We start from the raw sequence: 14,054 nt of genomic DNA on the forward strand, positions 1-14,054 counted from the left end.
TCACCATCACCTGCACGCTGACTACCTGGACACGGCGGCACTGGCCGAACTGGTGCGTCTGGCCGACGCCATCACCACCGAGTTCGAGAACGTGCCGGCCCAGGCCCTGGCCCAGTTGGCCGCCCACCGGCCGGTTGCCCCTGGCGGCGAGGCTGTGGCCATTGCCCAGGACCGCGCCCGCGAAAAGGCCCATTTCACCCGCTGCGGCGTGCCCTGCGCACCCCATGCGTTGATCGAGACCCCCGAGCAACTCGCCGCAGTGGGCGATGCCTTGCTGCCAGGCATTCTCAAGACCGCCCGCTTGGGCTATGACGGCAAGGGCCAGGCCCGTGTCGCCACCCGCGCCGAACTGGCCCGGGCCTGGGGCGATCTGCGCCACGTGCCTTGCGTCCTCGAAAAAATGTTGCCCCTGGCCGACGAGATTTCAGTGGTGGTGGCGCGCGGCGCCGATGGCGAGATGGTGAACCTGCCGGTCCAGCGCAATTTGCACCGCGGCGGCATTCTCGCGGTGACCGAAGTGGTCGACGGCCTGGTCGATCCGGCCCTGGCCGCCCAGGCGGTGGCGGCCACTCGCGCAGTGGCTGAGGGCCTGGGTTACGTGGGCGTGCTGTGCGTCGAGTTCTTCGTACTGGAAGGCGGCGCTCTGGTGGTCAACGAGATGGCGCCAAGGCCCCACAACAGCGGCCATTGGAGCCTGGACGGCAGTGACCTGTCGCAATTTGATCTGCAAGTGCGCACCTTGGCGGGCCTGCCCCTGGTACCGCCGCGCCAGCACAGCCCGGCAATCATGCTCAATTTGCTCGGTGATTTGTGGTTCCCTTCGGGCACTTCTGTGTCGCGCGAGCCGAACTGGTCCGCGGTGCTGGCCTTGCCCGGCGCCCACCTGCACCTGTATGGAAAGACCGAGGCGCGTCCGGGCCGCAAGATGGGCCACCTCACGCTCACCGGCGCCGAGGCGCAAGGGCTGCGCGTCACCGCGCTGGACGCCTGCGACATTCTGGGGATCGAGCGCTTCTGAGGGCCGCGCCACCCGCGTTCTTTCTGCATCCTCACGCGCCGCCGCCCTGGTTCTGCACCGATCCTCCAACCGCCCACCGCCCACCGCCCACCGCCTTCTGCCCACCGGACCTGACCCCGTGATCCTCGACGGCCACCGCCCCGACGCCATCGCCCAGGCCGCACGCCGCCTGGCTGCCGGCGACCTGCTGGGGCTTCCCACCGAGACCGTCTACGGCCTGGCGGCCGACGCGGGCAGCGAGGCCGCCGTGGCTGGCATCTTCGCGGCCAAAGGCCGGCCGAGTGACCATCCCCTCATCGTCCACGTGGCAGATGCCGAGGCGGCAGCCCACTTCGCGCGCGAGCTGCCGCCGGTGGCACGCCGGCTGATGACCGCCTTCTGGCCCGGCCCGCTCACCGTCATCGTCCCGCGCCGCGAGGGTGTGGCCCGCGCCGCCGCCGGTGGCCAGGAGTCCGTGGGGCTTCGCTGCCCTTCGCATCCGGTGGCGCGCGCGCTGCTGCAGGCCTGCGCCGCCCTGGAGCCGCCGGTGGCCGGCTTGGCCGCGCCCAGCGCGAATCGCTTCGGCCGGGTGAGTCCGACCACGGCCGCCCATGTGCGCGACGAGTTTGGCGACGGCCTGCTGGTGCTTGACGGCGGGGCCTGTGAGGTCGGGATCGAGTCCGCCATCGTCGACTGCACCCGGGGCCGGCCGGTGCTCCTCAGGCCCGGCGCGCTTGGCTTTGAACAGATCCAGACCGCCTGCGGCGAGCGCCTGTGGCGGCCCGAGGAAATGCCCGGCGCTGCGCCGCGCGCCTCCGGCACCCTGGCCTCGCATTACGCGCCGCAAGCGCCTCTGCGGCTGATGGACGGCCCGGCCCTGCAAGACGCGCTCGACGTGCTCGGGCCCGGCGCCTCCGACCTGGGCCTGGCCGTTTGGGCGCGCCGTTCGCTCAAGGTCGGCGCGCGCGGCGTGCGCCTGGTGCCCATGCCCCAGGACGCCGCCGCCGCCGCGCGTGCGCTGTTCGCGGCCCTGCGCGACTTTGATGACGCTGGCGCCCGCCTGATCTGGGTCGAGGCGCCCCCGGCCGATACGGCCTGGGACGGTGTGCGAGATCGGCTCCAGCGGGCGGCGGCGGATCGATGAGCCTTGACTGTTGGCGCCATGGCGCCCCGCCTGCGGCCCTGTGTTCCGCTGAGCGGGGGCCGGACCTGCGGTGGAATCGTCCGCAGGCTCGGTAAACTCTCGCATTTGTGTCTGTCGCCAATTGGAGAAACCCCATGGCTTTTGAACGCGCGTTCCGCACCCTCCTGGCAGGGGCCTTGGCCCTGTTGCTGGCGTCCTGCGGCGGCGGGTCCACGGTGGTGTCGGACTTTCGCCCGACTCGGGTGGTGGTGTTTGGCGATGCGATGGCTGATATGAAGCTGGGGGCAGGTGGCACGGCTCTGTACACGATCAATGGAGACGGTACGGTCAACAACTGGGTGAGGCAGTTGGCCAGCCACTACAGCCTGACACCGCTGGATGCCAACGTGAAGGCCAAGGCCCACGCCCGCATTACCTCTGCCATAGGCGCCACCGGCGTGGCCGCCACCAGTGTGACCAGCCAGATTGCCGCCTGGGCGGGTGGCTTTACCAGCAACGACTTGGTCATCGTGAGTGCCGGCACATCGGATCTGATCTTTGAGGGAAACGTGGCAGTTGTCGCCAATACCTCCGCGGCCCAGAGCACCGCTGTCTCCAATGTCCGCCAGGCTGCACGCGAGCTGGCCACGCAGGTCCGTCAGTTGGTGTCCAGTGGCGCCCAGCATGTGGTGGTGCTGACCCCGTACAACATGGGCAAGACGCCTTGGGCCAGCTCAGTGAGCAGCACGGGCTTTCTGGAAACGCTCTCTGACGAGTTTTATATCGAACTTGTCTACAACGTCAGCGACCTGAGCGAGCAGGTTCTTGTCGTCGACTCGCGGGTCCAGCTCAATGGGATGGTCAATTCGGCAAGCTACAGCGGACTGTCCGTGGCCTGCACGCCGACCGCCGCTGGTGTGGGCATTGGTATCGGGACAGGCAAGGTCGACGCATCGCTTTGCAATGCTGCGACTGCCGGGCACCTAGTGGCGGGGTATGACGCCAACAAGTACCTGTTCGCTGACCCGGTCTACCCAACGCCTCTGGCGCATCGCGAACTCGGCGAATACGCCTACAGCAAGCTGCGCGTTCGCTGGTAAGCCGGCGGCGCGCCGAGCGCCGTCAGCCCTCAGGATCTGCTTCAGCGGCGTACAGCGGGCGACGTGCCAGCTGTGGGTGCGGTAGCCGGTCCGCCCACTGTCCACGCCACCAGCGCGTCCACCACCGGTCGAATGGCGCCAGCGTCCGGGTGGTTGGCAATGGCCACCAGCACATAGCGTCGGCCGTCGGCCGCATGCACATAGCCGGCCACCCCCGCCACGTCCCGCAGGCTGCCGGTCTTGAGGTGCGCTAGGCCTGCGGCGCCTGGGCTGGCGCCGGTGCGTCGCGCCGTGCCGTCGATGCCGGTCACCGGCAGCGAGGCGATGAACTCGGGCATCAGCGGCGAGACCCACGCGTACTGCAGCAGCCGCGTGAGTTGGGCGGCGGTGACGCGCTCCTGCCGCGAGAGCCCCGAGCCGTTGTCGAACTGCGGCGGCTCGTCCTTCAGGCGCTCTCGCCACCACTGGCGCAACACCTCGCGCGAGCCCACCAGCGTGCCGCTTCCTTTTTGCTGCAGGCTGAGCGTGAGAAAGAGCTGCTGCGCCATGACGTTGTTGCTGAACTTGTTGATGTCGCGCACCACCTCGGCCAGCGCCGGCGACTCGAGGCTGATCACCGGCGCCAGGCCTGCTGGCGCCAGGCCGTCGCGCACCTGTCCCCCCAGCTGTCCGCCCAGCTCACGCCACAGCGCCTCCACCGCCCGGGCGGCTTGGCTGGCGGGTTCAGGCGCGGCCAGCGGCCACGCGCGCGGCCCGCAGGCGGCGGGATAGGTGCCGTCGAGGCGGATGCGGTTCGGCTGGCTGAAGTCGGCGCGCAGCCCGGCGCGCCAGTCTCCGCAGGCGGCGTTGGTCAGGGGCACGTTGGCTGGTACCTCGACACCGGCCAGGCTCGGCTCCATCTGCACCGCCGCAAGCTGCCCTGTGCCCAACGGAGTGAGGTGCAGCACGATGGCCCGGTAGTTCACCAGCAGCGCGTCGGGCTGCGCGTTGTAGGCCTTGAGTGGCTCGCCGTCGAAGGCGGCCGGGTCCTGCGGCCCCAGCTGGAAGGCGCTGCGATCGAGCACGATGTCGCCGCTGATGCGCCGCACGCCCAGCCCCTGCACCCGGCGCAGCAGCTGCCACAGGCGCTCGACCACCAGGCGCGGGTCGCCCTGGCCCTTGATGTAGAGGTTGCCTTGGAGCACGCCGTCGCGGATCGGGCCGTCGACCAGCACCGGCGTGGTCCAGGTCCAGGCCGGCCCGAGCAGCTCGAGAGCGGCGAAAGTCGTCGCCAACTTGGCGATCGACGCCGGATTGACCTGTGCCTGGGCTCGGTGCCACAGGCGGGGCGCCGCCTTGCCCTGCGCGTCGACGACCACCAGCGTGACTGCTTCGCGCGGCAGGCGGGCGCGGACCAGTGCGGCATCGATTTCGGCGGGCAGGGGCTGGGGCAGGGGCTGTGTGGTGGGTTGCGCAGTGGCCTGGGTTGTGGGCTGGATAGTGGCCACTGGTTGCGCCAGGGCGGCCTGACCGGCCAGCACCGTGGCGATGGCCAGGACGCGGGAAAGTCCTCGGAGGAGCCCCCGGGAAATTGAGCGCACCGCCAGATGGACCAGTGCTCGGAGCCCTGCACGCTGTGAGGCCAGGGCGCGCGGCAGCGTTTGAGGCAGGGCAGTGTGGGGGGGGCGCGCTGGCATGGGCAAATTATCGGGGCGGGATAATCGCGCCACCGTGAATCTGCTCGCTTTTGACACCAGCACCGAAACGCTGTTCGTGGGCCTGGCCTGGATGGCCGGTGGCCAGGCGCGTCTGGCGCTGCACGCGTCCGAGGGCGGTCGCGAGGCCTCGTCCACCCTCATCCCCTCGGTACAGACGGTGCTGGCCCAGGCAGGCCTGGGCCTGTCCGACCTGAACGCCATCGCTTTTGGGCGCGGGCCCGGCTCTTTCACCGGGCTGCGCACCGCCTGCGCAGTGGCCCAGGGCCTGGCCCTGGGCGCGAACCTGCCGGTGCTGCCGGTCGACACCCTCATGGCCCTGGCCGAGGACGCCCGGCAGCGGCATGGTTGTACCGAGGTGCTGGCCGCCCTCGATGCCCGCATGGGCGAGGTCTACGCCTGCGCCTACCGCTTCGAGCAAGGCCTTTGGCACGCGCAGGGCGAGGTCAGCCTCGGTGCACCCGAAGCGCTGGTGCTGCCGCCGGGCTTCGTGCTGGCGGGCAATGTGCAGGCGGCCTACGCCGGGCGGCTACCTGCCCCGGCGCTGCCGGCCCAGCCCACGGCCGATGCCCTGCTGCGGCTGGCGCCCGCCCTGCTGGCGGCCGGCCAGGCCCAGCCCGCAGACCAGGCGCTGCCGCTTTATGTGCGCGACAAGGTGGCCCAGACCACCGCGGAGCGTGAGGCCCTGAAGGCTGCGGTGGCTACAGCTACAGCTACAGCTGCGACCGCGACCGCGACCGCGACCGCGACCACATCTGCAGCTTCGCCTTCCTCTGGCCAAGACGCGCCCGGCCTGGGCGCCACCGCCGGGCGCAAGCCCGACGCCCCAGGCCTCGCCCATCCCACCGGGGGTCCGCGATGAGCGCCGTGCCCGACGCCCCGTTGCAGAACTACCGGGCCGAGTTCGCACCCATGACGGCCAACGCTCTGGATGCGGTGATGGCCATCGAGCAGGCGGCCTACGCCTACCCCTGGACCCGCGGCAACTTCGCCGATTCGCTGCGCGCCGGCTACGAGGGGCGCTTGCTGCGCACCAGCGAGCGCCTGCTGGGGTACTACATGGCGATGAAGGGGGTCGACGAGGTGCACCTTCTCAACATCACTGTCGCCCCCGATTGCCAGGGGCAGGGCCTGGGCGCCTGCCTGCTGGAGTCGCTGGCGGCCTGGTCGCTGGCCCAGGGCGCCCAGTGGCTGTGGCTGGAGGTGCGCGCCAGCAACGAAGGCGCTCAGCGCCTCTACCAGCGCCAGGGCTTTCGCCGGGTGGGCCTGCGCAAGGGCTACTACCCTGCCGGACCCGGGCCGCGCGAGGACGCCATCGTGATGAGTCGGCCGCTGTGAGTTGGCCGTTGTGACTCGGCATCTGTGCGTCGGTATTTTTGAGGCGGCATCTGTGAGTCGGCATCTGTGACCCTGTTTTCTTGTAGGCCCCTCACGGCCCCCTGGGCCCAGTCGCCCGTCCGCCCGCTCCCGGCGACAATGCGCGCATGACGCTTTCGCTCGACGACCGCCAACGCGCGATGCTCGCCGAAATGGGCATCCGCCTGTTCGAGCCGCTGCCCGCGGCCGCTCCGGCCGCCACCGGCACATCTGCCGCTCCGGCCGCCACCAGTACATCTGCCGCTTCGGGTGCCCCCGGCCGGTCTGCGGCGGCTGCTGCATCCGCCGCATCCTCTGCGTCGACCCAAGCGGTCCACTCCGGTGCAGCGCCAACTCCGGCGACTTCGCCGACCCCGCCGATCCCGCCGATCCCCCGTCCGGCCCCCCCAAGCGGTCGGTTGCCAGCGTCCGCCCCCGCGACCCTGGGCCCGCCGCCGTCGGGCATCGAGGCGCTGGATTGGGACGGCCTGGAGCAGGCCGTCTCCGGCTGCCAGGCCTGCGGCCTGTGCCAGGGCCGGCGCCAGACGGTGTTCGGCGTGGGCGACCGCCAGGCCGACTGGATGATCGTCGGCGAGGCCCCTGGCGAGCAGGAAGACCTGCGTGGCGAGCCCTTTGTCGGCAACGCCGGGCAGCTCCTGGACAGCATGCTCAAGGCCGTCGGCCTGGACCGCGGGCACCGGGTCTATATCGCCAATGTCATCAAGTGCCGGCCGCCGGGCAACCGCAATCCAGAGCCGTCCGAGGTGGCCCAATGTGAGCCCTTCCTTCGTCGCCAGATCGCACTGGTGCAGCCTCGCATCATCCTGGCCATGGGCCGCTTTGCGGTCCAGTCCCTGCTGGCGACCCAGGAGCCGATCGGCAAGTTACGGGGCCGCCTGCACCAGTACGAGGGCGTGCCGGTGGTCGTGACCTACCACCCGGCCTACCTGCTGCGCAACCTGCCCGACAAGGCCAAGGCCTGGGCTGATCTGTGCCTGGCGCTCGACCAGTTCCCGTCCACCGAGCCTGGACGCGAGCCCTCAATCCCGACTTAAATCGCGACCCGAACGCATTGCTGAGCGATTGCTAATGTGCTACTTTCGATGCAAATCGAAAGTAGTTGTTTCATCGGTCGCCCAGGCACTGGGCAGGAAGGTCAGCCATGCTTTTTTCGGCTCCATCTGTTCGGGGAAACCTCCAAGGTGCACCGGACACCCCACCTCGGGAGAGGTATCCGGCGCGTCCCACGCCTCTGGCCTTGGCCCTTGCCGCCTCAGTAGGCCTGGCGCCTTGCCTTTGGGTGGGCGGCCTGGCGGCTCAAACCCTGCCGGTGTTCTCGGCTGCACAAGTCGGGTCGGCCACTCTGCAGCAGCAGGGCAATACCCTGGTGGTCACCACGACCAACGGCACGACGGCTGGCACATCCGGATACTCCTCGCTCAACTGGCAGAGCTTTTCCATTCCTGCAGGCAGCACGGTTCGCTTTGTCCAGCCTAGCGACGCCAACGTCCCCATTTCCACATCCATCAACCGGGTGTCTGGCGGTCAGCCCAGCGACTTGATGGGCTCCCTTAGCTCCAACGGCCGGCTGGTGTTGGTCAACCCCGCCGGCATCACCGTGGGTGCCAATGCGGTGGTCGACACCGCCGGCTTCACCGCGAGCACCGTCGATGCCCTGGATGCCGACCTGATCGCCGGCCGGCAGGGAGCCCTGCTTCGCTCGCGTGCCCTGGATTCCGCCACCGCCACTGCCGCCGACGTGTCGGTGCAGGGCAGCATCATTGCCCGCCATGGCGACGTGTTTCTGGTCGGCGGCAATGTGACTCACCGCGGACGGATCGAGGCGCAGGAGGTGGCGCAGGAGGGCGGCCGGGTCGTGCTGCGCGCCTTCAATGAAACGCGGGTGTCTGGCACGGTGATCGCTCGCGCCGGGGCTGGGGCCCGGGGGGGCGGCATCGACGTCTTCGGCCCGCAGGTGGTGCTGGAGTCCACCGCGCTGCTCGATGCCAGCGGGCAACTGGGCGGCGGGCAGGTGCGGGTGGGGGGCGACTTTCTGGCGGCGCGCGCCGTCCAGCAGACTGAGGACGCGCTCACAGTCCCCACGGCCGACACGACGGACTTCGCGGCCGGGGCCACGATCCGCGCCGACGCCACCGGGCAGGGCGCGGGCGGCCAGGTCGTCGTCTGGTCCGGGGCGAACACGAGCAGCGCCGGTGCCATCAGCGCCCGGGGGGGCGCAAGCGGTGGCGACGGCGGGCAGGTGGAAGTCGGCAGTGCTGGCCAGCTGGGCTTTACTTCAGCGGTCGACACCCGCGCGCCGATCGGGCGCATGGGGGAGCTGTTCATCAACACGGGCAATATCGAGCTGCTGCCTGCCGGCAGCGAGCTGGACTCGACGAGTAGCGCCACCCAAATCGCCGTGGCCGGCCTGGGCGCCACCACGGGCTACCGGCTCCAGTCCCGGGGCGCCATCACCTTGGCCTCATCCATGCTGCTGCCCCAGGACACCAACTTCTCGCTCGAAGCAGGCACCGAGCTTTCGGTCACTGCACCGATCACGGCGAGCGGCACGGGCACGGTCAGCTTGAAAGCCAATGGCCTGGCCATGCCAAGCGACCCTACGGCCGCCACGCTTCGCATTCAGGCGCCCATCACCGCGGCCGGCATCACGCTCAGCGCAGTCGGTCCCGGCTCGGTGATTGACCTGCAAGGTGCCGAACTGCTGGCGAAACAAGGCCGCCTGGAGCTCACCGCGCCCTCGGTGACGATGTCGGGCGCGACCTGGCTCTGGGGCTCGCAAGGCGCCGCCATTACCGGCAACGCCACCTTGGCCACGGGCGCAAGCCTGCGCCTGTCGGGACCGGTGGCCAACGGTGTCGCGGCGGCCGGCCGGCTCGCCATTTCGGGGCTCTTCACCGTGGCGGACGGCGCGCAGCTTCGCATGGCCCTGGGGGGCAGCGGCTATGACCAGATCCAGCTGACGGGCAGTGACAGGGCCAATTTCGCAGGCGCCAGCACGCTGGTGCTGGACTTGCTCCCCGGCGCGGGGCGCCCCGGCGGCGGGACCTACCGCCTGATCGATGGCCCCACCTTGCCCGGCTTGCTGCTGCCTGCGCTGCAGACCGCGAGCGCCGTCGCATCGAGCGCCTTGACCGGCGTCCGTTTGCGCTGGGGCTCGCTGGAGGCCCTGCTACCCACGCAGGGGAGCACCGACCCGCAGGTGCTCCAGGGCTTGCAGCCGCCGCCGGAGCCGCAAAAGGACGAACAGGATGGGGGCGCAGCGGCCGGCGTGGTGGGCTACGAGGAAGAACTGCTGGACTGCCCCTGAGGCCTCGCTGAGGCTCTCAGAACCGCGGCAAGTCCGGGTGTGCGATCTGGCCGCCGCGCACCAGCATCTTTCCGTACTCTGCGCAGCGGTTCAGGGTGGGGATGACCTTGCCCGGATTGAGCAGCCCCAGGCCGTCGAAGGCCCGCTTCACACCCAGCATCTGCTCGCGCTCCTCGGGCGAGAACTGCACGCACATGGAGTTGAGTTTCTCCACGCCCACGCCGTGCTCGCCGGTGACGGTGCCGCCCATGGCGACGCTGGTCTCCAGAATGTCGGCGCCAAACAGCTCGCAGCGATGGAGCTGGTCGGGGTCATTGGCATCGAACAGGATCAGCGGGTGCAGGTTGCCGTCGCCCGCGTGGAAAACGTTGGCGCAGCGCAGGCCGTATTTCTTTTCCATCTCGGCGATGGCCAGCAGGATGTCCGCCAGGCGCTTGCGCGGGATGGTGGAGTCCATGCACATGTAGTCTGGGCTCATGCGGCCCGAAGCGGGAAACGCGTTCTTGCGGCCGCTCCAGAAACGCAGGCGCTCGGCCTCGTCGCGGCTGACCGCGATGGCGGTGGCGCCGGCGCTGCGCAGCACCTCGGACATGCGGGCGATTTCCTCTTCGACTTCTTCTGCGGTGCCATCGCTCTCGCACAGCAAGATGGCCTCCGCGCTGAGGTCGTAGCCGGCGTGGACGAAGTCCTCGACCGCGGCGGTCATGGGCTTATCCATCATCTCCAGCCCGGCGGGGATGATCCCAGCGGCGATCACTGCCGCCACCGCGTCGCCAGCCTTTCGCACATCGTCGAAGCTGGCCATGATGCAGCGCGCCAGCTGCGGCTTGGGCACCAGCTTGACGGTGACCTCGGTGGTGACCGCCAGCATGCCCTCGCTGCCCACCACCACCGCCAGCAGGTCATAGCCGGGTGCGTCCAGTGCCTCGGCGCCGAATTCGATCGGCTCACCCTCTACGGTGAAGCCGCGCACCTTGAGCACGTTGTGCAAGGTGAGGCCGTACTTGAGGCAATGCACGCCGCCAGAGTTCTCGGCCACGTTGCCGCCGATGGTGCAGGCGATTTGGCTGGAGGGGTCAGGCGCGTAGTACAGGCCCACCGGCGCCGCCGCCTCGCTGATGGCGAGGTTGCGCACGCCGCATTGCACCCGGGCGGTGCGGCTCACCGGGTCGATGGACAGAATGCGGTTGAAGCGCGCCAGCGAGAGCGTCAGGCCCTCGGCATGCGGCATCGCCCCACCCGACAAGCCGGTGCCGGCGCCGCGTGCCACCACCGGAACCTGCAGCGCGTGGCAGGCCCGTAGCACCGCCTGCACCTGGGCCTCGGTCTCGGGCAGGGCCACCGCCAGCGGCCGCTGGCGGTAGGCGGTGAGGCCGTCGCATTCGTAGGGCGTGGTTTCTTCGGGGGTCCACAGCAGTCCGCCTGCCGGCAGCAGGGGCGTGAGGCAGTCGACCAGGGCCTGCTGGCGTTCGGCGCGGCGCAGCAATTGGGTGGGGGCCGGAGCGTTCATGGGCGCAGTTTAGGTCTTTCGGCGCTGGTGCAGGCGGCGGGCGCAGCATGGCCTGACCGAGCGCCCAAATTGTCGATTCCGGACCGGCCGATATCGGACCCGCTCAGAAGCGATTTCGCCCGGCAGCCGGGGCGGGAGGCGACTATTTGAAGATGACCGTTTTGTGGCCGTTTTGGAGCACCCGGTGCTCGCTGTGCCACTTGACCGCGCGCGCCAGCACCAGGCTTTCGGTGTCACGGCCAATGGCAGTGAGGTCTTCCACCGTCTTGCTGTGATCGACCCGGGCCACGTCCTGCTCGATGATGGGGCCCTCGTCGAGGTCGGCCGTCACGTAGTGGGCGGTGGCGCCGATCAGTTTGACCCCCCGGTCATGCGCCTGGTAGTAGGGCTTGGCGCCCTTGAAGCTGGGCAGGAAGCTGTGGTGGATGTTGATCGCCCGGCCCGCCAGCTTCTGGCACAACTCGTTCGACAAAATCTGCATGTAGCGCGCCAGCACCACCAGATCGGCACCCTCGGCTTCAATGACCTCCAGCTGCTTGGCCTCGGCCTGCGCCTTGGTCGTGGCCGTCACCGGGATGTGGTGGAAGGGCACGTTGTAGCTGGCCGCCAGTTGGTAGAACTCGCGGTGGTTGGAGACGATGGCCCTGATATCCAAAGGTAGCAGTCCGCTTTTCCAGCGGAAAAGCAAATCATTGAGGCAGTGGCCTTCCTTGCTCACCATGAGCACGGTGCGCATGGCCTGGTCGCGGGGATGGAGCTTCCAGCGCATGCCAAAGCTCGTCCCGAGACCCGCCAGCGCCTGCTGAAGTTCGGCCAGACCCAGCGCGCAGGCGAACTGCACCCGCATGAAAAACAGGCCGGTGTCGGGGTCGTTGTACTGGGCCGCTTCTTCGATGTTGCCTCCGCGTTCCAGCAGGAAGCCGGAGACGGCGTGGACGATGCCCGGGCGGTCCGGGCAGGACAGGGTGAGGATGTAGGCGTGGCTCATGACCGAGCGATTGTCGCAGGCTGGCCGACCCCGTCCGGGTGAGGGGGCCGGGCGGGTAGGCCTGCGGGCCCGAACGGCAATGCCACAATGTTCTCCCCGCCGTTTGTTATTACTGGGAGCACGACATGGCCCTCATCGACTTTCAGATGGACAACCAATGGTTGCCCTTCACCCCCAACCGCCACTTCCTCAAGGACCCGCGGGTCTTCGTCGCCGCCGACGGCATGCACTTCACCACCCATGACGGGCGCCAGGTGATCGATGGCATCTCCAGCCTGTGGTGCGTCGGCGCCGGTCACAACCGCAAGCCGATCAACGAGGCCATCAAGAAGCAACTGGACACGCTGGACTACAGCACCGCGTTCCAGGTCTCCAACGACAAGGCCTTCCGGGCAGCGCAGATGATCGCCGCCATGGCCCCGGGCGACCTGAACAAAGTCTTGTTTTGCAACTCCGGCTCCGAGGCCGCCGACACATCGATGAAGGTGGCGTTGGCCTACCACCGCGCTCGCGGGGAGGGCCATCGCAACGTCTTCATCGGCCGCGAGCGCGGCTACCACGGCGTGGGTTTCGGCGGCATGAGCGTGGGCGGCATTCCGGCCAACCGCAAGGTGTATGGCACCGCGCTGCTGCCGCGGGTGGACCACATGCGCTTCATTCACGATCCGGTGAACCACGCCTATATCCACAACGAAGAGCCGGTGTGGGCCGAAGACCCCCTGCTCGAACTCGAGCAGCGCATCTTGCCCCTGCACGACCCGAGCAATGTGGCTGCGGTCATCGTCGAGCCGATCGCTGGCAGTTCGGGCTGGTACATCCCGCCCAAGGGCTACCTGAAACGCCTGCGCGAGATCTGTGACAAGCACGGCATCTTGCTCATCTTCGACGAGGTGATCACCGGCTTCGGCCGCATGGGCACCAATTTCGGTGCCGACTGGTACGGCGTGGTCCCCGACATGCTCAACTTCGCCAAGTGCGTGACCAACGGCGTCATCCCGCTGGGCGGCGTGATCTGCCGGGACAAGCTCTACGACCAGATGATGAAGACCGACGCACCCGAGCACGTGGTCGAGTTCTTCCACGGCTATACCTACTCTGGCCACCCGGTGGCCTGCGCCGCGGCCATTGCCACCCTGGAGTTGTTCCAGCGCGAGCAGCTGTTCGCGCGCGCCGGCGAGATGGGCAAGGTTCTGGGTGACGCCTTCCACAGCACCTTCAAGGGCCTGCCCAACGTCATCGGCATCCGCAGCCTGGGCTGTGCGGCTGCCGTCGAGTTTGCGCCTATTGCCGGCCTGCCCGGCAAGCGGGCTTACGACATCTTCCTGGACTGCTTTAAGCAGGGCACCTTGGTCCGGCCGGCGGGTGATGTGCTCGTGATTGCGCCCCCCTTCATCGTCGAGCGCGAGCACATCGACCGGATGGTTAACACCCTGGCCGACGCGATCCGCCGCCACGCCTGAGACCGCGGGCGGGTTCGGCCCCAGCGCTGGCCCTGGGGTGACGGGCCTGAGCGCCTTGCCCTCGGGTGGCGCCTAGCGGCCCGGAGGCGTTGTGCCGACAGGCGCGGGCGCCTCGGCCGCGGGTTTGCCGGAGCCTGCCGCAGGCGCCATGGAACGCCGCAGGTCTTCGCAGTAGTCCCGCTTTGGCGGCTGCGCCGGCCAGGCCTGCGTCTGGAAGCCCAGCGCCGCCGGCAAATGGCGCGGCACGCCCAACCCCGCGTCCACATGCGCGGCCCCGGCCAGCAGGACCACCCGCTGCCCTGGCGCGGCCTGCTGCGCGAGTGCGGCCACTGTCTGCGCCATGGCTCGGTCCCGCGCCACCTGAATGCGGGCCATCGGGCCCAGCTGTGATTCGGGCAGCAGGCCGCAGTGGCCGTCGCGCATGGCCTCGCGCTGGCGGGCCAAGGCCTCGGCCGGCAGCAGACCGTCGAGGCTGGCGTCGGCCATTGCGGCGCGCAT

General features: G+C 69.2%; 11 protein-coding genes and 1 pseudogene. 8 read left to right on the forward strand and 4 right to left on the reverse strand.

Features of this window, described 5'->3' with window-relative positions; genetic code table 11:
* The 3 genes from QE494_RS14640 to QE494_RS14650 all read left to right on the forward strand — a co-directional run.
* The coding region (locus tag QE494_RS14640) for a 5-(carboxyamino)imidazole ribonucleotide synthase (protein WP_300044352.1) at nt 1–1,018 on the forward strand (1,018 nt) is incomplete at its 5' end.
* A gap of 118 nt (nt 1,019–1,136) precedes the next feature.
* On the forward strand, nt 1,137–2,141 hold the full coding sequence (locus QE494_RS14645) for an L-threonylcarbamoyladenylate synthase (RefSeq protein WP_300044353.1): 1,005 nt from the start codon (nt 1,137–1,139) through the stop codon (nt 2,139–2,141).
* A 134-nt stretch (nt 2,142–2,275) separates the two neighbouring features.
* Nucleotides 2,276–3,220: an SGNH/GDSL hydrolase family protein gene (locus QE494_RS14650; RefSeq protein ID WP_300044354.1), complete on the forward strand. Its 945-nt coding sequence runs from the start codon at nt 2,276–2,278 to the stop codon at nt 3,218–3,220.
* Between the two features lie 41 nt (nt 3,221–3,261).
* On the opposite strand, the gene dacB is transcribed toward QE494_RS14650, so the two are convergent.
* Nucleotides 3,262–4,896, reverse strand: coding sequence for a D-alanyl-D-alanine carboxypeptidase/D-alanyl-D-alanine-endopeptidase (dacB, locus tag QE494_RS14655; protein WP_300044355.1), 1,635 nt, complete (start codon nt 4,894–4,896; stop codon nt 3,262–3,264).
* A 34-nt stretch (nt 4,897–4,930) separates the two neighbouring features.
* Here dacB and tsaB point away from each other — a divergent pair.
* The 4 genes and pseudogenes from tsaB to QE494_RS14675 form a co-directional block, all read left to right on the forward strand.
* A pseudogene (gene tsaB, locus QE494_RS14660) lies at nt 4,931–5,611 on the forward strand (tRNA (adenosine(37)-N6)-threonylcarbamoyltransferase complex dimerization subunit type 1 TsaB); the annotation flags it as partial.
* A gap of 161 nt (nt 5,612–5,772) precedes the next feature.
* On the forward strand, nt 5,773–6,252 hold the full coding sequence (gene rimI, locus QE494_RS14665) for a ribosomal protein S18-alanine N-acetyltransferase (protein ID WP_300044356.1): 480 nt from the start codon (nt 5,773–5,775) through the stop codon (nt 6,250–6,252).
* 146 nt (nt 6,253–6,398) lie between these two features.
* Nucleotides 6,399–7,325, forward strand: a complete 927-nt coding sequence (locus QE494_RS14670) for a uracil-DNA glycosylase family protein (RefSeq protein ID WP_300044357.1) — start codon at nt 6,399–6,401, stop codon at nt 7,323–7,325.
* A gap of 203 nt (nt 7,326–7,528) precedes the next feature.
* Nucleotides 7,529–9,598, forward strand: a complete 2,070-nt coding sequence (locus tag QE494_RS14675; RefSeq protein WP_300044359.1) for a filamentous hemagglutinin N-terminal domain-containing protein — start codon at nt 7,529–7,531, stop codon at nt 9,596–9,598.
* A 16-nt stretch (nt 9,599–9,614) separates the two neighbouring features.
* Here the strand turns inward: QE494_RS14675 and QE494_RS14680 are convergent, their stop codons facing one another.
* Nucleotides 9,615–11,108 (reverse strand): FAD-linked oxidase C-terminal domain-containing protein, encoded by a 1,494-nt coding sequence (locus QE494_RS14680; protein ID WP_300044360.1) that lies wholly within the window; start codon nt 11,106–11,108, stop codon nt 9,615–9,617.
* Between the two features lie 142 nt (nt 11,109–11,250).
* Nucleotides 11,251–12,096, reverse strand: a complete 846-nt coding sequence (gene purU, locus QE494_RS14685) for a formyltetrahydrofolate deformylase (protein ID WP_300044362.1) — start codon at nt 12,094–12,096, stop codon at nt 11,251–11,253.
* 125 nt (nt 12,097–12,221) lie between these two features.
* On the opposite strand from purU, the gene QE494_RS14690 reads away from it, so the two are divergent.
* Nucleotides 12,222–13,556 (forward strand): aminotransferase class III-fold pyridoxal phosphate-dependent enzyme, encoded by a 1,335-nt coding sequence (locus QE494_RS14690; protein ID WP_300044364.1) that lies wholly within the window; start codon nt 12,222–12,224, stop codon nt 13,554–13,556.
* A gap of 72 nt (nt 13,557–13,628) precedes the next feature.
* Here QE494_RS14690 and QE494_RS14695 read toward each other — a convergent pair.
* Nucleotides 13,629–14,054 (reverse strand): ChaN family lipoprotein (locus QE494_RS14695; protein WP_300044366.1); only part of this gene is annotated, 426 nt, incomplete at its 5' end.

It is taken from the genome of Ramlibacter sp., assembly GCF_029866045.1.
Taxonomy (GTDB): Bacteria; Pseudomonadota; Gammaproteobacteria; order Burkholderiales; family Burkholderiaceae_C; genus Ramlibacter.

Bases quoted from the DNA above. Each gene is read 5' to 3' on its own strand.
- QE494_RS14650 (WP_300044354.1), top strand. From the start codon at position 2,276: ATGGCTTTTGAACGCGCGTTCCGCACCCTCCTGGCAGGGGCCTTGGCC.
- dacB (WP_300044355.1), bottom strand. From the start codon at position 4,896: ATGCCAGCGCGCCCCCCCCACACTGCCCTGCCTCAAACGCTGCCGCGC.
- rimI (WP_300044356.1), top strand. From the start codon at position 5,773: ATGAGCGCCGTGCCCGACGCCCCGTTGCAGAACTACCGGGCCGAGTTC.
- QE494_RS14670 (WP_300044357.1), top strand. From the start codon at position 6,399: ATGACGCTTTCGCTCGACGACCGCCAACGCGCGATGCTCGCCGAAATG.
- QE494_RS14680 (WP_300044360.1), bottom strand. From the start codon at position 11,108: ATGAACGCTCCGGCCCCCACCCAATTGCTGCGCCGCGCCGAACGCCAG.
- purU (WP_300044362.1), bottom strand. From the start codon at position 12,096: ATGAGCCACGCCTACATCCTCACCCTGTCCTGCCCGGACCGCCCGGGC.
- QE494_RS14690 (WP_300044364.1), top strand. From the start codon at position 12,222: ATGGCCCTCATCGACTTTCAGATGGACAACCAATGGTTGCCCTTCACC.